The organism is Sphingomonas parva (ex Maeng et al. 2020), assembly GCF_004564275.1.
GTDB classification, from domain to species: Bacteria; Pseudomonadota; Alphaproteobacteria; order Sphingomonadales; family Sphingomonadaceae; genus Allosphingosinicella; species Allosphingosinicella parva.
The window spans coordinates 19,033-35,573 of sequence record NZ_SPDV01000004.1; the positions used below are offsets into that span (position 1 = coordinate 19,033).

The window sequence follows — 16,541 nt, forward strand, 5'->3', positions numbered from 1 at the left end:
TCAGGCCGCGGGATCGATCGCGCGCAGGCGGCGCGGGTGCAGATCGTTGGCGGAGCCGCCGGCGACGGTGTGGGCCAGCCAGATATCGATCGCCCGGCTGAGCCGCTCGCGCGCCTGCTGGCGCAACTGCCGTTCGTCGGCGGGCGTCAGGCTGCGTTCGACCGGGCTCATCTTCGGGTTCCTCCTCCTGGGTGACCGGGCGCGGCGTTGATCGCCTGCGCCTCTGCATGGGACCTTGTGCCGGAGGGTTCCGGCCGCCGCCACGGGACATCGTCGCAAATCCCGTCCGCGCGCACCCGCCGGAGCCGGCATTGCGTGCGGAAATGTGCCGAAATGTGCGGCCAGGCTGCGTATGGGCGGCTGGCTGCGTATGCGCGCTCAGCGCGCCGGAGCGGAGCGGCTGCGCCGGTGGGACGCGACGATGTCGTCGAGCGGAAGGGCTTCGACACGGCCCTGGTGACCCTCCATCGGCACCGCCTTGAACATCGAGTTCAGCACCGCTTCCTCGGTCGCCTCCACCGCCGCCTCGAACAGCGGCGACACCCGATCGTTGGGAAGATCCTCGACCGGCGAGGCGGCCGCGCGACGCGCCGGCGTCCGCCGCACGCTTTCCGCGGTCGAGAAGGCCAGCGCATAATCGCCGGACCCGTTGGTGATCGGCGATCCGGTGCGCGCGATACCGAGGAAGGCGCGGCGGGCGAGCCGCGTCAGGTTCCGGTCGGACAGCGGCGCATCGGTGGCGATGACGATCACGACCGAGCCGTCGCCGGAGCGCGACTGCAGTTCGTCCTTCAGGAAATAGCGGCCGAGCAGCTTTCCCGCCGCGACGCCGTCGACGCTGAGCACGCCGCCGTAATTGCTCTGCACGAGCACGCCGACCGTATAGCCGCCCAATCGGGCAGGAAGCCGGCGCGAGCTCGTGCCGATGCCGCCCTTCCAGCCGAAGGCGATCGTGCCGGTGCCGGCGCCGACCGCGCCCTCCGCCACCGGCCCATCGTCTGCAGCGGCGATGGCGGCGAGGGCATCCTCTTTGGTGACGCGGCGGGCGCGGATGTCGTTGAGCTCGCCGTCATTGGTCTCGCCGACCACCGCATTGACCGACCGCACCGTCTCGTTCCCTGGCCGCGCCAGCGTCCATTCGATCGCCGCCGCGGCCGCCTCCGGCACCGACAGGGTGTTGGTGAGCAGGATCGGGCTCTCGATCTCGCCAAGCTCGACGATCTGCGTGCTGCCGGCGAACTTGCCGAAGCCGTTGGCGACGACGAAGCCCGCCGGCACCTTGTCCTGGAAGAGGTTGCCGCGGTGCGGCAGCACGGCCGTCACCCCGGTGCGGATGCTGCGTCCTTCGACCAATGTACGATGGCCGATTTCGACTCCGCGGACGTCGGTGATCGCGTTCAGCGGTCCGGTCGGAAGGATGCCGATCCCTATCCCGGCATCGCGCAGCCGGGGCCGGTCGGCCGCAATGGCGTCGAACGCTGCGCTCACCAGCGCCAGCGCCAGCGACAGGCGACACCAGGCTCCACCAACCATCTCCTCCCCTCCCTTGATGGTCCTCCATAACCTGCCTTTCGGACTAGGGGGAATCCCTCATTCCCGCGCCTTCGCACCGGTCGTAATCCGCCTTCACCAAGTCGCTGGAAAGAAAGGCGCTTTCAATGTCTGCCCCGTTTGTCGACCTTAGCGTTCACCACCGTCCGAGCGGCGCATCCGACCGCGTCGCCTACGGCTTCACCAAGCTGCTGCGCTGGTGCGCCGACACCTTTTTCGCGGAGCGCTACGGCCACCGCGCCGTCGTTCTGGAGACCGTCGCGGCGGTTCCCGGCATGGTCGGCGCGACGATCAATCACCTCTCCTGCCTGCGCCGCATGTGCGACGACAAGGGCTGGATCAAGACGCTGATGGACGAGGCCGAGAACGAGCGCATGCACCTGATGACGTTCATCGAGATCGCCAAGCCGACCCTGTTCGAGCGGGCCGTGATCATCGGCGTCCAGTGGGTCTTCTATCTGTTCTTCTTCGCCCTCTATCTGGTGAGCTCCAAGACCGCGCACCGCGTCGTCGGCTATTTCGAGGAGGAGGCGGTGATCAGCTACACCCACTATCTCGCCGAGATCGACGAGGGCCGCTCCGCGAACGTCCCGGCGCCGGCGATCGCCAGGCGCTACTGGAACCTGCCGGAGCACGCGACGCTGCGCGACGTGGTGCTGGTGGTGCGCGCCGACGAGGCCCATCACCGCGACGTCAATCACGGCTTCGCCAACGAGCTCGGCGGCCTGCCGCAGGGCAAGGTGGCGCCCTGCCCGCCGCACAATGCGCTGGAGCCGAACTGGAAAAAGGCGGCCTGATCCGCTGCCGAGGGCGAAGGGCCGGGGCCGCGAGGTCCCGGCCCTTTTCGTGTCCACGCGAGATCAGGGACGGGTGAAGCGCGCCGCGTAGCAGCCGCGCTTCGCGTAATGCGCCTGAAGGTAGGCGACCGCGGGATCGGCCAGGAAGTCCTCGATCAGCGGCGTCAGGGCCGCGCCGTCTGCGAGATCGGCCGCCACCATCATGTGATCGGCATCGAAGGCGCGAAGCGAGATCGGGCGGCGGACGAGCGCCTCCGGCAGGCTGTCGACCGCGTCCCACGCTTTTTCCGCCCCCTCCCGCACGAAGATCGCGTGACTGGCGCGATACGGCGTGTCGGCAGGCTGATGGACATAGTTGAGCAGGAGCAGGGACTCGCCCCTGCCCGCGTCGCGCAGCGCGATCCGGTCGGGAAAGCCGAAATCGGCATCGGCCACGACGCGCCGGACGCCCTCGGCGGCGAGCGCCTGATCGGAGAGGCCGTAGAGACGGCGGAACGGTGCAGGATCGAGACCGGTAATCCGGAAGGACATGGCGAGACTCCTCGGTTGAAGCCCCACCCTGCCCTGCATTGCCGCGACGCGCGTCCCGCCGCTTGCGCTCAATGCCGACGGACCGATTGCGCCCGTCGTGCGCCGGGGGCACTATCGACACGTGCAAACGATCGGGATGCGGAAGATGGCGGATTTCGTCGGCGACAACCCGGTGGTGGCGAGCGGGAGCCTGATCGCGCGCGGCGACGAGCAGATCGTCGTCGGGGACGATGCGGGACATTCGCTGACGCTGCGCTGGAGCGACGCCGACGCGGCGCAGGCGCACGGCAGCCCGTCGGCGGCGATCCTGGATCTGCCCGGGCGGGTAGCGACGCCGCTCGCCGGCGCCTTCGTCTTCCACGCCGAGGGCGTCTATCTGCAATTGCGCTATTCGGTCGAGCCGCTCAGCGGCGGGCTTCGCCGGGTGACCTACACGATGATCGAGGACATGGCCGCGCTCCTCGCCGAAGCCGAGGCGCCGGGCCTCGTCCACCATGCGCCGGGCGAGGCGACGCGGATGAGCGTCGGCCCCGGTTGAGCTAGACGGAGATCGCCGCGGCGAGCGGCCCCGGGGCAAGCTTGTCGCGCACCAGGCGCAGTGCCTCGCCGACGGTGGCGCAGCACTCGCTTTCCTCGTCCGCGATGACGATGCCGAGATGGTGCTCGAGCAGCATCGGCAGCTCGATCAGATCGAGCGAGTCGGCGCCGAGATCGTCCCGGAACGACGCGGCGTCGCCGGCCCGGGAAGGCGCGACACCCAGATGATCGGCGATCAGCTTGCGGATCGACTCGCGATCCATCGCTCAGGCCGCCTCGGCGAGGCGCGGATCGCCATCCGCTCCGAAGACCCGATCGAGATAGAGGCTGGCGAGCTGATAATGGAAGCGCACCAATTGCTCGCTCGCCGAGGCCTGGGCGAGGGCGATCTCCTGCTCGGCGCGGCGATAGAAATAGTCCCGGTCCGCTTCGGCCATGACTGCCTCCGTGCGGGCGGCCGCGACGAGGCGGCGACCCTTCCGCAACATCTTTGCTGCAGCGCAACATGAATGCGCCTTCGGCCGCGCAAGGTCAATCACGCGGCCGGTGAAATGTTCGCGCACGCGAGGTTTCGCGGCGGGGCGCAAGGAGCGGGCGGCGGACCGATCTGGGCCGCAGGCCGAGGCCGCATTATGTCAGGGTCATGTCCCGAACGCCCTCGCGCGCGCTTCGCCGGTGCGCCACCCTCGCCCTGCTCGCGGTCGCGGCGAGCTGCTCCAGCCCCCGTGAAGCACCGTTGGTGCGCGAGGCGGCGCGGGCGGAGCCGGCCTCCCTCCCCTCGCCGGCCGAGGCGAAGCGGCTGCTGATCGCGCTTCACAATCGCGAGCGGCAGGCGACGGGCGCCGCGCCGCTCGTCTGGGACGAGAGCCTCGCCGCCGGCGCCGCCGCCTACGGCGCGATCCTCGAGCGAACGGGATCGCGGATCGCGCATTCCAGGCCGGAGGATCGGCCGGGGCTGGGCGAGAATCTCTGGGTCGGCACCCACCGCCAATATTCGCTCGGCGAGATGTTCGGCGGCTGGGCCGCGGAGAAAGCGCAATTCGCGCCCGGCATCTTCCCGGAAGTGAGCCGCACCGGCCGCTGGCAGGACATCGCCCATTACACCCAGATCATCTGGAAGGGCACGACGCGGGTGGGCTGCGCGATCCACCAGGCCGCGAAATGGGACTATCTGGTCTGCCGCTACGCGCCCGCCGGCAACGTCGTCGGCCAGCGGGTACCTTGATCCTCGAAGGTCAGGCGGCCATCCGCATCTCGAGCCGGTCCCAGATCTCGGTGAGGGCGGATGCGAGCTCGTGCATCATCGCTTCATCGTGGCTGGGGCCGGGGGTGAAGCGCAGGCGCTCGGTGCCGCGCGGCACGGTCGGGAAGTTGATCGGCTGGACGTAGACGCCGTATTCGGCGAGCAGGATGTCGCTGATCTTCTTGGCCTTGACCGGATCTCCGACCATCAGCGGCACGATGTGGGTGGTCGACGCCATCACCGGCAGGCCCGCCTCGCGGAAGATGGCCTTCAATTTCGCGGCGGCGGCCTGCTGGCCCTCGCGTTCGACGCTCGAGGCCTTGAGGTGGCGGACGCTGGCGAGCGCGCCGGCGACCAGCACCGGCGACAGCGAGGTCGTGAAGATGAAGCCGGGCGCGTAGGAGCGGATCACGTCGACGATGTTGCGATCGGCGGCGATATAGCCGCCCATCACGCCGAACGCCTTGCCGAGCGTGCCCTCGATGATGGTCAGGCGGTGGGCGACCCCGTCGCGCTCCGAGATGCCGCCGCCGCGCGCGCCGTACATGCCGACGGCATGGACCTCGTCGAGATAGGTCAGTGCGTTGTAGCGGTCGGCAAGGTCGCAGATCGCGGCGATCGGGGCGACGTCGCCGTCCATCGAATAGACGCTCTCGAACGCGATCAGCTTGGGCGCCTCGGGATCGGCGGCGGCGAGCAATTCTTCCAGATGGGCGAGATCGTTGTGGCGGAAGATCTGCTTCTCGCAGCCCGAGGTGCGGATCCCCGCGATCATCGAGGCGTGGTTCAGCTCGTCCGAGAAGATGATGCAGCCGGGCAGGATCTTGCCGAGCGTCGAGAGCGTCGCCTCGTTCGAGATATAGCCCGAGGTGAACAGCAAAGCCGCTTCCTTGCCGTGGAGATCGGCAAGCTCGGCCTCGAGATCGACATGGTAATGGGTATTGCCGCCGATGTTGCGGGTGCCGCCGGAGCCGGCGCCGACGTCGTGCAGCGCCTCCTCCATCGCCGCGATCACGGCCTCGTGCTGGCCCATCGCGAGATAGTCGTTCGAGCACCAGACGGTGATCGGCTTCGGACCATTGTGCCCGGCAAAGCAGCGCGCGTTCGGGTAATTGCCCTTGTTGCGCAGGATGTCGATGAACACCCGGTAGCGACCCTCGGCGTGAAGCCGGTCGATGGCGGAGGCGAAGATCTGGGCATAGTCCATGTCCCTCCCCTAGTGCCGGCCGAGGACGCCGGCACTAGGGGAAAGCCCTGAGGCCGCGATCAGATCCGCCCGTCGACCCGCGGCGCGGCCAGCTTGGGCGCATAGGCCAGGACGAAAAGCAGGAACGCCCCGCCCCACGCCGCGCCGCCGATCTTCAGCAGCAGCAGATAGTCGAGCGGCAGCACCGGGCTCAGCACGCGCAGCAGCGCTCCGAGCGTGACGAGGACGTAGACCGCGACCGTCCAGCCGTCGGCGACCAGCGGACGGCCGGTGTGTCCGAGCGAGGCGCGGGTCATCACCGCCAGGGTGATCGTGCCCATCGCGCCCGCGGCGAGCGCATGCAGCGCCATCGTCGAGGGCAGTGCCGCGCCGCTGAGCGCGAGCCCGAGCAGCACGAGACCGACGGGCAGCCAGGCATAAGCCAGGTGGAGGATGAAGAGCAGCGGATCGGTGCGCGTCCGCAGGCCCGACCAGCGCGCCAGCCGGGCGGCGTGAAGCAGCCCCGCCACGATCAGCAGCGGACCGGTCGCGCGCGCATCCGGCGCGAAGGTCCAGGCCGCGAGCGCCAGCGCCGCGCCTGCCACGACCGTCTTGTCGAAGCCGTTCGGCATGGCCGGCGCGGTCGCCTCGCGGCCGGCCTTGACCAGCCAGTTGCGAGTGAAAGCCGGGATGATGCGGCCGCCGATCATGCAGATGAGCAGGAGCACGATCGAGAAGCCGGCGCGCACCGCCAATCCCGCCGGCAGCGAGGCGCCCATCGTCTCGGCGTGGTGGAGGCCGTTCGCCGCAGCGAACAGCAGGATGATCAGCGGCATCGGCAGGTTGCGGTTGCCCGCGGCGAGGATCTCGCGTGCCGCCAACGCCGCGGCGGCCACGAAGAAGCCGACGTCGAGCAAGGCGGCGGCGAGCGGCGGCACGACCGACGAGAACAGCAGGGCAAGGCGTGCCGACAGCCACCAGGCGATCGCCGCCGCGACCGGAATACCGGCAAAGGCGGGACGCCCGGTCCAATTGGGGATCGCTGCCGAGAGGAAGCCGACGATGATCGCGCCGAGATAGCCGAACAGCATCTCATGCTGATGCCAGGCGAGCGGCGCCATTGCCGTCGGCAGCACGATCTCCCCGGCAAGCGCTCCGATCCAGAGCGCAGCGACGACGACGGCCCAGAGCGCGCCGGCCGGAAACAGAAGGCGATAGGCGCCGCGCAGCACGGGTGGCGCGGCGGCGGCCCTGGCGCTGCGAACGGAAAGGATGTCGGTCGTCATCGTCAGGCTTCCGGACAGGTGTGGATCAGGCTCTCTTCTTCTTCGGCATCACCGCGGCGGCGTGGCAGGCCGTTGCACCCTGCGGTCCATCCCGGTCACGGCGCGGGATATGGATCGGCACCTGCCCGCCCAAGCAGAGGCTGACCAGGATGGTGTCGGACGCATTTCGCGCCATCGGCGCCTGGCTGCCGAACAGCATCAGCGGCGCCAGCGCGAGCAGGGAGAGGCTAGATGGCATTGCTGAAACGCCTCCCCTCGGGCTGGCGATAGACGTCGAAGACGGAGGCGATGGCGCGGGCGTAGGGCCTGCCCGCCTCGGCGATGCGGAGCATCGGCCCGTCCCAGGCGAGCAGGCCGAGCGCCTCGAACGGTGCCAGGCGCTCGGTAAGGTCCGCGTCGCGATGGCCGCCGGCATGAGCCTCGCCATGGCAGAGCAGGCTTTCGACGATCTTGCCCCGGCGGTGATCGTCGCAGGTGCGCACGATGCCCCTGGACGCAGTCAGTCTGCCGGACGTCGCCAGCATGCGATAGCGGCCGCTGTTCTTCTCGTTCTGCACGATCAGGCCCGGGAACTGGCTGATCGCGGTCGCACCAAGGCCGATCAGCACCTGCGAGCCGTCGTCCGTGAAGCCCTGGAAATTGCGGTGGAGGCGCTTCTCGCGCGCCGCGACGGCGATCGCATCGCCAGGCCGCGCGAAATGGTCGAAGCCGATCGGATCGTAGCCGGCACGGGTCAGGAACCGATGGCCGAACTCGGCCTGGCCGAAGCGGGCTGCGACGTCGGGCAGCAACGCGGCATCGATCCGGCGCTGGCGCGGGATCATGTGGGGCACGTGCGCGTAGCCGAACAGCGCGATCCGCTCCGGCGCCATCTCGGCGGTCGCATCTAGTGTCGCTTCGAGCTCGCCGAGCCCTTGCCCCGGCAGCCCGTACATCAGGTCGAAGTTGATCGAGGCGACGTCGGCGTTGCGCAGCGCGGCGACGGTGCGGCGGATCAGCACCTCGTCCTGGATGCGGCCGATCGCCGCCTGCACCTGCGGATCGAGCGTCTGGACGCCGAGGCTGGCGCGCTCCACGCGCGCTTCGGCGATTGCCTCGTACCAGGGCTCCTCCAGCGTGCGCGGATCGAGCTCGATCGAGATCGAAGCCGCCTCGGCGCCGAAGGCGCTCCGGACATGGGCGAGCAGCGTGCCGAACTGCGCCGGGCTCAGCGCATTGGGGCTTCCCCCGCCGAACGCGATGCGCCGCGCACGGCCGCGGCCGCCGAGCGCCGCCGCGACCAGATCGATCTCGGCATGAAGGGCGTCGAGATAGGCGCCAACCCGCTGGGTGCGGGTGGCGGCACCGGTGTTGCACCCGCAATACCAGCAGATCTCGTGGCAATAAGGGATGTGGAGGTAGAGCGAGACGCCGGCATCGTCAGCCACCGCCGCCAGGGCCGCAGCCATGGCCTCGGCGCCGACGTCGCCGAACTCGGCTGCGGTCGGGTAGGACGTGTAACGCGGCACCGGCCGGGCGAGCAGCTCGGGATGAAAGGTCCAGCTCACGCGTGAGGCTCCTTGGAGACGGCGGCCGGCGCGTCGTCGTCGATCAGGATGCGCAATGCGGCGCCGTCCATGTCGTCATACTGGCCGGACTTCATCGACCAGAAGAAGGCGGCGAGCCCGACGAGGCCGCAGAACAGGGCTATCGGGATGAGGAGGACGAGCCCGGTCATCGCGCCGCGCTCCTCAGCCGGAGGGCGTTGGCGACGACGATCACGGAGGAGCCGGACATCGCCAGCGCCGCGACGAGGGGCGTGACCAGACCGGCGAGTGCCAGCGGGACGGCGGCGGTGTTGTAGAGAATTGCGATCGCGAAGTTCTGGCGAACGATCGCCATGGTCCGGCGGGCGGCGCGTATCGCCGCCGCAACCGGGGCGAGGCTGTCTCCGAGGAACACGGCGTCGGCGGCATTCTGGCCGACGTCGCTGGCCGAGGCGGGCGCGAGCGAGACGTGGCCGGCGGCGAGCGCGGGGCCGTCGTTGAGCCCGTCGCCGACCATCAGCACCTTGTGTCCGGCGCGACCGAGCCGCTCGATCGCGTCGAGCTTGTCCTGCGGCGTCATCGCCGTCTGGGCGGTGAGGTGAAGCGCACGCGCGACGGGCGCGACCGCTTCGGCACGGTCGCCCGAGACGATCGAGGCCGGGAGCCCGAGGCGCTCCATCTCCGCGACGGTCATTGCGGCGTCGGGACGCATCGAGTCGCGGAACCGAAGAACAACGGGCGCCGCGCCGGCGAAGACGAAGGCGACGGCCAGCGCCTCGCCCGCGACGCCGGTCGCGCGGCAGAGCAGGACGGGCGCGCCGTTCCAAAGGCCGCGCATGCCGAAGCCCGGCTCCTCGACGACGTCGGTGACGTCGGCGGGCGCGACGCCCTCTGCCTCGAGCGCCTTGCGCAGCGCCTGGCTGAGCGGATGGCGGCTGGCGCGTGCGAGCCCGAGTGCGATCGGGCGATGCTCCGGGGAAAGCGGCGCGAGGCTGTCGAGCTCCGGTCGGCCGAGGGTCAGCGTGCCGGTCTTGTCGAACAGCACGCGATCCGCCTCGGCCAGACGCTCGAGCGCCGAGCCGTCCTTGACCAGCACGCCGGCCCGCATCAGCGCCCCGGCGGCGACGATCTGGGCGGCGGGAACCGCGAGGCCGAGCGCGCAGGGGCAGGTGATGATCAGCACGGCGGCGGCGATCAGCAGCGCTTCGTGCCAGCCGGCCCCGGCGAGCATCCAGCCGACGAAAGAGGCGGCGGCGAGGGTGTGCACCGCCGGCGCGTAGAGGCGCGCGGCGCGATCGGCGATGCGGACGTAGAGCGAGCGCGGCTGGGCCGCCTGTTCCATCAACCGGGCCATGTCCACGATCGCCGTGTCGGCGCCGGCGGCGGTCACCCGGACGGTCAGCGGCGCATCGAGATTGAGCGTGCCGGCGAGCACCTGGTCCCCCTCCCCCGCCCTTATCGGCGAGCTCTCGCCGCTGATCAGCGAGCGATCGAGGCTGCTCGCGCCGGCGATCACGATCCCGTCGGCGGCGAGCCGCTCGCCGGCGGCAACGAGCATCGTCATGCCCGGCGCCAGCGCTTCGGCTGCGACCCACTCACTGCTGCCGTCCTCGCGGGCCACCATCGCGCCCGACGCGGTCTGCTTGAGCAGAGCGGTGACGCCGTCGCGGGCGCGATCCCGCATCACGCTGTCCAGCACCCGGCCGACGAGCAGGAAGAAAAGCAGCATCACCGCGCCGTCGAAATAGGCGTGGGGGCCGCTGGTCAGCGTCTCGAACAGGCTCAAGGCGGTGACGAGCAGGACACCGATCGAGATCGGCACGTCCATGTTGGTACGCCCGCTGCGCAGCGCCGCCCAGGCCGAGCGGAAGAAGGGCCGGCCGGAATAAGCGACGGTAGGGATCGCGATCAGCGCGGACAAAGCGTGAAAGAGATCGCGCGTCGCACCGGCCGCGCCGGACCAGACCGCGACGGACAGCAGCATCACGTTCATCGACGCGAAGCCGGCGACGGCCGTGGCCTTGAGCAGGCCGCGGCTCTCGGCCCGATCGGCGGTGACGCCGGCAGCGCGGATCGGCTGCGCCTCGAAGCCGACGGCGGCGATCGCGGCCTGGAGCTCGGGGAGCTGGAGTTCGGCGACATGATCGAGCGTCAGCTGACGAGCGGTGAAATTGACCCGGGCGAGCGCGATGCCGGGATTTGCCGCGAGACCGTTCTCGAGCTTCGCGATGCAAGCGGCGCACCGCATCCCCGGCACGGCGAACAGGCTGCGCGCGAGCGGCGCCGCGGCGTCGAAAGCGACGGCGGCGCTCATTGCACCGTCTCGATGAAGGCGGCGCGGTCGGCGCCGCGCACCACCTCGAGGTGGAGGTACCAGCGGCCGGCGGGAAGCGGGTAATCGCTTTCGTAGCGGCCCGGCCCCGCGGAGACGAAGCGCACCGCGACCTCGCCCTCGCGGCCCACCGGGTGGCGGGCGACCGCGCTCACCAGCGCGCCGGCGAGCGGCTTGCCGGCCACGCCCAGCGTGACCCCAACCCTGCGGTCGCTGCCGAGCGTGACCGCATGCTGCCAGCCCAGCGCCTTCTGCGCCCGCGCCTCGGCGAGCCAGCGGTTGAACTGCTGGCTGGCGACATAGGAATTCTCGACCACCTTGCCGCCGAAGGTGCGGGTGGCGAAGGTTGCCATCGTCAGATTGACCGCGATGATCACGCCGAAGAAGGCGATGAGGATCCCGGTCATGTGCCAGCCGGTGAAGCCGCGGGTCGGTGTCATGCAGTCCCCCTAGGGCCGCTCGAACACGGCCTTGGTGCTGTCGCTTCCGCCTTCGGGGTCGAGCGCCCGGGCGGTGAAAACGAATTCGTCGCGTTGTTCTTCGCCGGGCGGGACGATGACGAATATACGGAATTTCCCGAGGGCGTCGGGCGCCACGCGGACGGCGACGTGCTTCGCCGCCGTCTCCCGGCTGCCGCCCTCCAGCCACATGCGGCCGCCGGCGAGATCCTCGAGCCCGATCTCGAAGGCACGCGGGCGGGCCTGCATGTTGCGGATCTTGACGGTGAAGGCATTGCGCACCTGGCCGTCGGAGAGCCGCACGTAGACGGGATTGCGCTGCTGCTGCGCGCTGATGTCCACGCGGGTGCGCTCGCCGAGCGCGAACAACATGGCGAAGCCGATTGCCGCCCAGGCGGTGAAGTAGATCAATGTGCGCGGGCGCAGGATCGTCTTGAGCAGAGGCCTGCGCGGCTCCCCCGCCTTCTCCGCCTCGCAATCCTCGAAGGTCGCATAGTCGATCAGCCCGCGCGGCCGCCCGACCTGCGCCATGACCTTGTCGCAGGCGTCGATGCACAGGGCGCAGGTGATGCAGCCGACCTGCGGGCCGTTGCGGATGTCGATCCCGGTCGGGCAGACGGCGACGCACTGATTGCAATCTATGCAGTCGCCGAGCTTCAGGTCCGCCAGCGTGGCCTTCTTGGTGCCGCGGGCGCGCGGCTCGCCGCGCCAGTCCTTGTAGGTGACGATCAGCGATTTCTCGTCGAGCATCGCCGTCTGGATGCGCGGCCAGGGGCACATGTAGATGCAGACCTGCTCGCGCAGCAGCCCGCCCAGAGTGAAGGTGGTCGCGGTCAGCACCGCCACCGTTCCATAGGCAACGATCGCCGCGTCTCCGGCGAGGAAGTCCCGCGCCAGCGTCGGCGCATCGGCGAAGTAGAAGATCCAGGCGCCGCCTGTGGCGGCCGAGATGGCGAGGAAGCTCGCATATTTGGCGACGCGCTTCGCCAGCTTGGACGCGGTCCACGGCGCCTTCGCGAGCTTCATCTGGGCGTTGCGATCGCCCTCGATCCAGCGCTCGACGTGCTGGAAGAGATCGGTCCACACGGTTTGGGGACAAGCGTAGCCGCACCAGGCTCGGCCGACCGCCGAGGTGACCAGGAACAGGCCGATTCCGGCCATGATCAGCAGACCGGCGACATAATAGAATTCGTGCGGCCAGATCTCGATGCCGAACATGTAGAAGCGGCGGCCGGCGAGATCGATCAGCACCGCCTGATCCGGCGCATAGGCGCCGCGATCCCAGCGCAGCCAGGGCGTGACGTAATAGATGGTCAGCGTCACCGCCATGATCAGCCATTTCAGGCGGCGGAATCTGCCGTCGACCGCCTTGGGATAGACGGGCTCGCGCCTGGCGTAGAGGCTCTTCGGCTTGACGCTGGTGAGATCGGACGGGCTGGCCATTGTGTGCTCCTAGATCCTCCCCGCCTGCGGGGAGGAGACGCCTATCGGCTCGCCGTCTGGACCGGAGCGGCGCCCTCGCCGCCGCCCAAGGAGTGGACGTAGGCGGCGAGCATCTTGATCGTGACCGGATCGAGCCGGCCGCCCCATTTCGGCATGACGCCGTAGCGGCTGTTGGCGATCGTCGCCTGGATCGTCTCGGAGTCGCCGCCGTAGAGCCAGATCGCGTCCTTGAGGTTCGGCGCGCCGACCGCGCGGTTCCCCTCGCCGCCGGCGCCGTGGCAGGAGGCGCAGTTCTGGGCGAACAGGGCGCCGCCGCGCTGCGACGCGGCGCCGGGCTTCTGCTGGCCCGAGATGGTGCGGACATGGGCGGCGAGATCGCCGATCTCCTCGGCCTTCAGCATCCCGTCGCGGCCGAACGCCGGCATCTGCGAGAAGCGGGTGGCGTCATGGTCCGGCTGCCGGGTGCCGTGGGTGATCGTATATTCGATCGCCTTCAGATCCCCGCCCCACAGCCAATCGTCGTCGTTGAGGTTAGGGTAGCCCTTGGAGCCGGCGGCGCCGGAGCCGTGGCAGGCGACGCAATTGACCCGGAAGGCGGCGCGGCCGCCCTCCACCGCCGCCTGCATCAGCGCCGGATTGGCGGGCAGCTGCTCGACCGGCGTTGCGGCGAGCGCCTTGAGGAGAGGCGCCTTCTTCGCCTGCTCGGCGGCGAGCTCCTGCTCGAGCTGGGCGCGGCTCGACCAGCCGAGCGTGCCGCCGGTGGCGCGGTCGATCAGCGGCCAGGCCGGGAACAGCACCATGTAGACCACGCCCCAGGCGATGGTCGCGTAGAAGGCCCAGAGCCACCAGCGCGGCAGCGGCGTGTTCAGCTCCTCGATACCGTCCCACTCGTGACCCATGGTCTCGGTGCCGGTCGGCTGATCGATTCTCTTCTGCTTGTCGTCAGCCATGGTCGCTGTCCTCGAAGATCATGTTGGCGGCGTCGCGGTTGCGGCCGCGGTTGCGGGGCAGGAAGGCCCAGCCGGTGAAGGCGAGATAGACGAGGGCCATGGCGAGCAGGCCCCAGCTGTCGGCGAAGTGGCGGAAGGTCTCGTAGCTCATCGCGCCTTCTCCTGCGGGGCGGCGGCTTCGAAATCGACCAGGGTGCCGAGCATCTGGAGATAGGCGACGAGGGCATCCATCTCGGTCAGCCGCGACGGATCGCCGTCGAAATCGCGGACCTGCGCCTTCGGGTAGCGCTTCACGAGCGCCGCGGTGTCCGCATCCGCATTGGCCTGGTTCTTCAGGTCGTCGTTCGCAGCCGCGATCGCCGCCTTGTCGTAGGGCACGCCGACGCGGGCCATGGCGGTGAGGTGTGCCGCCATGTCGCCCGCCTTGAGCTCGCGATCGGCCAGGAAGGCATAGCCCGGCATGATCGATTCCGGCACGACCGAACGCGGATCCTTCATGTGCTGGACGTGCCATTCGTCCGAATAGCGGCCGCCGACGCGGGCGAGGTCGGGACCGGTGCGCTTCGAGCCCCATTGGAACGGGTGATCGTACATGCTCTCGGCGGCGAGGCTGTAGTGGCCGTAGCGCTCCGTCTCGTCGCGGAACGGCCGGATCATCTGGCTGTGGCAGCCGGAGCAGCCCTCGCGGATGTAGATGTTGCGGCCGGCGAGCTCGAGCGGGGTGTAGGGGCGCACGCCCTCCACCTTCTCGACGGTGGAGTCGATCCAGAAGAGCGGCGCGATCTCGACGATGCCGCCGATCGTGACGACGAGGAAGGCGAGCACGCCGAGGAGGGTGACGTTCCGCTCCAGCCGGCCATGGTCGAAGAACTTGGTAGCCATGTCTTTTCGTCCTTTGGCTTATTCGGCGGCGACGAGCGGCGCGTCGGGCTGGTTGGCGGGAATGCGCGGCGCGCGCTGCCGGCCGGTTGGGCCGGCCGAGGGCAACGGCCGGTCCCTGGCGGGGTCGAAGGCGGCGTCGCTGAGCGGCGCTTCCTCGCGCAGCCGGCCCTTCACGGTCATCCAGCAGTTGAAGACCATGATCAGGAAGCCGGAGAGGTAGAGCAGGCCCCCGACCGAGCGGATGACGTACATCGGGAACATCGCGGCGACGACTTCGGAGAAAGCGTAGACGAGGTAGCCGTCAGCGCCATACTCGCGCCACATCAGGCCCTGCATGATGCCGGCCACCCACATCGCGGCGGCGTAGAGAACGATGCCGACGGTCGCGAGCCAGAAGTGCCAGTTGATCATGCGCAGCGAGTAGAGGCGGGTGCGGCCCCACAGGCGCGGCACCAGGTAATAGACGCAGGCGAAGGTGATCATGCCGTTCCAGCCGAGAGCGCCGGCGTGGACGTGGCCGATCGTCCATTCGGTGTAGTGGGACAGGCTGTTGACCGTCCGGATCGACATCATCGGACCTTCGAAGGTCGCCATGCCGTAGAAGGCGAGCGCGATCACCATCATGCGGATGATCGGATCGGTGCGGATCTTGTCCCACGCCCCGTTGAGGGTCATCAGGCCGTTGATCATGCCGCCCCAGCTCGGCATCCACAGCATGATCGAGAAAACCATGCCGAGCGTCTGCGCCCAGTCGGGCAGCGCCGTGTAGTGGAGGTGGTGCGGGCCCGCCCAGATGTAGAGAAAGATCAGCGACCAGAAGTGGATGATCGACAGCCGGTAGGAATAGACCGGCCGCTCCGCCTGCTTGGGGACGAAGTAATACATCATCGCCAGAAAGCCGGCGGTGAGGAAGAAGCCGACGGCGTTGTGGCCGTACCACCATTGGGTGAGCGCATCCTGGACGCCGGCGAAGGCGGAATAGGATTTGGAACCGACCAGGCTGACCGGGATCGTCAGGTTGTTGACGATGTGGAGCATCGCCACGGTGACGATGAAGCCGAGATAGAACCAGTTGGCGACATAGATATGGGGCTCGCGGCGGCGCGCCACGGTGCCGACGAAGACGGCGAGATAGGCAACCCAGACGGCGGTCAGCCACAGGTCCACATACCATTCGGGTTCGGCATATTCCTTCGACTCGGTGATGCCGAGCACGTAGCCGGTCGCCGCGAGGACGATGAACAGCTGGTAGCCCCAGAACACGAAGCGGGCGAGGCCCGGGAAGGCGAGCCGGGCACGGCAGGTGCGCTGCACCACGTAGAAGCTGGTCGCGATCAGCGCGTTGCCGCCGAAGGCGAAGATCACCGCCGAGGTGTGCAGCGGCCGCAACCGGCCAAAGCTGGTATATTCGAAGCCGAGGTTCAGCGCGGGGAAGGCGAGCTGGAGCGCGATGAACAGGCCGGCGGCAAAGCCGGCGACGCCCCAGAACAGGGTGGCGATCACACCCCAGCGGATCGGCTCGTCGTCATAGACGCTCTGGTCGGGGCGCGGCGCGACGATACCCGCCGCCGCATTCCCCGCGTTGCGCAGCGACCAGACCATCGCCGCCATCGCCGCGACCGCGACGATCGCGAGGTGCACCGAAAAGCCGAAATCGGCCGAGGCGCCGACCAGCAAGGTCGCGACCACGGCCAGGAGCAGCCAGCCGCCGCTCTTCATCACCATCGTTTCCATCATCTTCCCCGACCGGACCTGCCGGCTTCAAGCACCGCAGGTACCCCCCGGCGGCCGCGAATCGGGTAGCCGCGGACGCTATGCT

At 69.2% G+C, this 16,541-nt stretch carries 20 protein-coding genes; 3 read left to right on the forward strand and 17 right to left on the reverse strand.

Going from position 1 to position 16,541, the window contains the following annotated elements; all coding sequences use genetic code 11:
- A complete protein-coding gene (locus E2493_RS21015; RefSeq protein ID WP_167737359.1) occupies positions 1-171 on the reverse strand; it encodes a hypothetical protein in 171 nt (56 codons plus the stop codon).
- A gap of 207 nt (positions 172-378) precedes the next feature.
- Entirely contained in the window at positions 379-1,533 is a 1,155-nt protein-coding gene (locus E2493_RS03335) for a DmpA family aminopeptidase (RefSeq protein ID WP_135083710.1), read from the reverse strand.
- A 125-nt stretch (positions 1,534-1,658) separates the two neighbouring features.
- On the opposite strand from E2493_RS03335, the gene E2493_RS03340 reads away from it, so the two are divergent.
- On the forward strand, positions 1,659-2,348 hold the full coding sequence (locus tag E2493_RS03340) for an alternative oxidase (protein ID WP_135083712.1): 690 nt from the start codon (positions 1,659-1,661) through the stop codon (positions 2,346-2,348).
- A gap of 63 nt (positions 2,349-2,411) precedes the next feature.
- Here E2493_RS03340 and E2493_RS03345 read toward each other — a convergent pair whose 3' ends face one another.
- On the reverse strand, positions 2,412-2,879 hold the full coding sequence (locus tag E2493_RS03345) for a DUF1203 domain-containing protein (RefSeq protein ID WP_135083714.1): 468 nt from the start codon (positions 2,877-2,879) through the stop codon (positions 2,412-2,414).
- Between the two features lie 121 nt (positions 2,880-3,000).
- On the opposite strand from E2493_RS03345, the gene E2493_RS03350 reads away from it, so the two are divergent.
- Positions 3,001-3,417 carry a hypothetical protein gene (locus tag E2493_RS03350; RefSeq protein WP_135083716.1) on the forward strand — a complete coding sequence of 139 codons (417 nt, stop codon included), beginning with the start codon at positions 3,001-3,003 and terminating at the stop codon, positions 3,415-3,417.
- A 1-nt stretch (position 3,418) separates the two neighbouring features.
- Here the strand turns inward: E2493_RS03350 and E2493_RS03355 are convergent, their stop codons facing one another.
- Together E2493_RS03355 and E2493_RS21020 are read right to left on the reverse strand one after the other, a co-directional pair.
- Positions 3,419-3,679, reverse strand: coding sequence for an acyl carrier protein (locus E2493_RS03355; protein ID WP_135083718.1), 261 nt, complete (start codon positions 3,677-3,679; stop codon positions 3,419-3,421).
- Positions 3,680-3,682: 3 nt separating this feature from the next.
- On the reverse strand, positions 3,683-3,853 hold the full coding sequence (locus E2493_RS21020) for a hypothetical protein (protein ID WP_167737361.1): 171 nt from the start codon (positions 3,851-3,853) through the stop codon (positions 3,683-3,685).
- A gap of 206 nt (positions 3,854-4,059) precedes the next feature.
- Between E2493_RS21020 and E2493_RS03360 the strand changes: the two genes are divergently transcribed.
- A complete protein-coding gene (locus tag E2493_RS03360; protein ID WP_135083720.1) occupies positions 4,060-4,641 on the forward strand; it encodes a CAP domain-containing protein in 582 nt (193 codons plus the stop codon).
- A 10-nt stretch (positions 4,642-4,651) separates the two neighbouring features.
- Here E2493_RS03360 and hemA read toward each other — a convergent pair whose 3' ends face one another.
- From hemA to ccoN, 12 genes are read right to left on the reverse strand one after another with little or no spacing between them, the layout of a single operon-like run.
- Positions 4,652-5,866, reverse strand: a complete 1,215-nt coding sequence (gene hemA / locus E2493_RS03365; protein ID WP_135083722.1) for a 5-aminolevulinate synthase — start codon at positions 5,864-5,866, stop codon at positions 4,652-4,654.
- 59 nt (positions 5,867-5,925) lie between these two features.
- The gene (locus E2493_RS03370) at positions 5,926-7,131 is read right to left on the reverse strand and encodes an NnrS family protein (RefSeq protein WP_135083724.1); all 1,206 of its coding nucleotides are present in this window, start codon (positions 7,129-7,131) and stop codon (positions 5,926-5,928) included.
- 25 nt (positions 7,132-7,156) lie between these two features.
- Positions 7,157-7,369 (reverse strand): hypothetical protein, encoded by a 213-nt coding sequence (locus tag E2493_RS03375; protein WP_135083726.1) that lies wholly within the window; start codon positions 7,367-7,369, stop codon positions 7,157-7,159.
- Entirely contained in the window at positions 7,359-8,678 is a 1,320-nt protein-coding gene (gene hemN, locus E2493_RS03380; RefSeq protein WP_135083728.1) for an oxygen-independent coproporphyrinogen III oxidase, read from the reverse strand. Before hemN ends, E2493_RS03375 begins: the two co-directional genes overlap by 11 nt.
- Positions 8,675-8,848, reverse strand: coding sequence for a cbb3-type cytochrome oxidase assembly protein CcoS (ccoS, locus tag E2493_RS03385; RefSeq protein WP_135083730.1), 174 nt, complete (start codon positions 8,846-8,848; stop codon positions 8,675-8,677). The genes hemN and ccoS overlap by 4 nt, the downstream gene beginning before the upstream one ends.
- Positions 8,845-10,971 carry a heavy metal translocating P-type ATPase gene (locus E2493_RS03390; RefSeq protein WP_135083732.1) on the reverse strand — a complete coding sequence of 709 codons (2,127 nt, stop codon included), beginning with the start codon at positions 10,969-10,971 and terminating at the stop codon, positions 8,845-8,847. Before E2493_RS03390 ends, ccoS begins: the two co-directional genes overlap by 4 nt.
- Positions 10,968-11,429, reverse strand: coding sequence for a FixH family protein (locus tag E2493_RS03395; protein WP_135083734.1), 462 nt, complete (start codon positions 11,427-11,429; stop codon positions 10,968-10,970). The genes E2493_RS03390 and E2493_RS03395 overlap by 4 nt, the downstream gene beginning before the upstream one ends.
- A 9-nt stretch (positions 11,430-11,438) precedes the next feature.
- Complete coding sequence (gene ccoG, locus E2493_RS03400; RefSeq protein WP_135083736.1) at positions 11,439-12,890, reverse strand: cytochrome c oxidase accessory protein CcoG; 1,452 nt, start codon at positions 12,888-12,890, stop codon at positions 11,439-11,441.
- Between the two features lie 41 nt (positions 12,891-12,931).
- The gene (gene ccoP, locus E2493_RS03405; protein WP_135083738.1) at positions 12,932-13,840 is read right to left on the reverse strand and encodes a cytochrome-c oxidase, cbb3-type subunit III; all 909 of its coding nucleotides are present in this window, start codon (positions 13,838-13,840) and stop codon (positions 12,932-12,934) included.
- A complete protein-coding gene (locus tag E2493_RS03410) occupies positions 13,833-13,991 on the reverse strand; it encodes a cbb3-type cytochrome c oxidase subunit 3 (protein ID WP_135083740.1) in 159 nt (52 codons plus the stop codon). Before E2493_RS03410 ends, ccoP begins: the two co-directional genes overlap by 8 nt.
- Complete coding sequence (gene ccoO, locus E2493_RS03415; RefSeq protein WP_135083742.1) at positions 13,988-14,722, reverse strand: cytochrome-c oxidase, cbb3-type subunit II; 735 nt, start codon at positions 14,720-14,722, stop codon at positions 13,988-13,990. The genes E2493_RS03410 and ccoO overlap by 4 nt, the downstream gene beginning before the upstream one ends.
- 18 nt (positions 14,723-14,740) lie before the next feature.
- Positions 14,741-16,456: a cytochrome-c oxidase, cbb3-type subunit I gene (gene ccoN, locus E2493_RS03420; RefSeq protein WP_135083812.1), complete on the reverse strand. Its 1,716-nt coding sequence runs from the start codon at positions 16,454-16,456 to the stop codon at positions 14,741-14,743.
- Between the last annotated feature and the right edge of the window lie 85 nt (positions 16,457-16,541).

Coding starts and splice junctions, on each gene's coding strand:
- ccoN (WP_135083812.1), bottom strand. CDS start 16,456: ATGGAAACGATGGTGATGAAGAGCGGCGGCTGGCTGCTCCTGGCCGTG.
- ccoS (WP_135083730.1), bottom strand. CDS start 8,848: ATGACCGGGCTCGTCCTCCTCATCCCGATAGCCCTGTTCTGCGGCCTC.
- E2493_RS03340 (WP_135083712.1), top strand. CDS start 1,659: ATGTCTGCCCCGTTTGTCGACCTTAGCGTTCACCACCGTCCGAGCGGC.
- E2493_RS03355 (WP_135083718.1), bottom strand. CDS start 3,679: ATGGATCGCGAGTCGATCCGCAAGCTGATCGCCGATCATCTGGGTGTC.
- E2493_RS21015 (WP_167737359.1), bottom strand. CDS start 171: ATGAGCCCGGTCGAACGCAGCCTGACGCCCGCCGACGAACGGCAGTTG.
- E2493_RS03345 (WP_135083714.1), bottom strand. CDS start 2,879: ATGTCCTTCCGGATTACCGGTCTCGATCCTGCACCGTTCCGCCGTCTC.
- E2493_RS03360 (WP_135083720.1), top strand. CDS start 4,060: ATGTCCCGAACGCCCTCGCGCGCGCTTCGCCGGTGCGCCACCCTCGCC.
- E2493_RS03410 (WP_135083740.1), bottom strand. CDS start 13,991: ATGAGCTACGAGACCTTCCGCCACTTCGCCGACAGCTGGGGCCTGCTC.
- ccoP (WP_135083738.1), bottom strand. CDS start 13,840: ATGGCTGACGACAAGCAGAAGAGAATCGATCAGCCGACCGGCACCGAG.
- E2493_RS21020 (WP_167737361.1), bottom strand. CDS start 3,853: ATGGCCGAAGCGGACCGGGACTATTTCTATCGCCGCGCCGAGCAGGAG.
- E2493_RS03335 (WP_135083710.1), bottom strand. CDS start 1,533: ATGGTTGGTGGAGCCTGGTGTCGCCTGTCGCTGGCGCTGGCGCTGGTG.
- E2493_RS03375 (WP_135083726.1), bottom strand. CDS start 7,369: ATGCCATCTAGCCTCTCCCTGCTCGCGCTGGCGCCGCTGATGCTGTTC.
- E2493_RS03370 (WP_135083724.1), bottom strand. CDS start 7,131: ATGACGACCGACATCCTTTCCGTTCGCAGCGCCAGGGCCGCCGCCGCG.
- hemA (WP_135083722.1), bottom strand. CDS start 5,866: ATGGACTATGCCCAGATCTTCGCCTCCGCCATCGACCGGCTTCACGCC.
- E2493_RS03395 (WP_135083734.1), bottom strand. CDS start 11,429: ATGACACCGACCCGCGGCTTCACCGGCTGGCACATGACCGGGATCCTC.
- ccoG (WP_135083736.1), bottom strand. CDS start 12,890: ATGGCCAGCCCGTCCGATCTCACCAGCGTCAAGCCGAAGAGCCTCTAC.
- E2493_RS03390 (WP_135083732.1), bottom strand. CDS start 10,971: ATGAGCGCCGCCGTCGCTTTCGACGCCGCGGCGCCGCTCGCGCGCAGC.
- ccoO (WP_135083742.1), bottom strand. CDS start 14,722: ATGGCTACCAAGTTCTTCGACCATGGCCGGCTGGAGCGGAACGTCACC.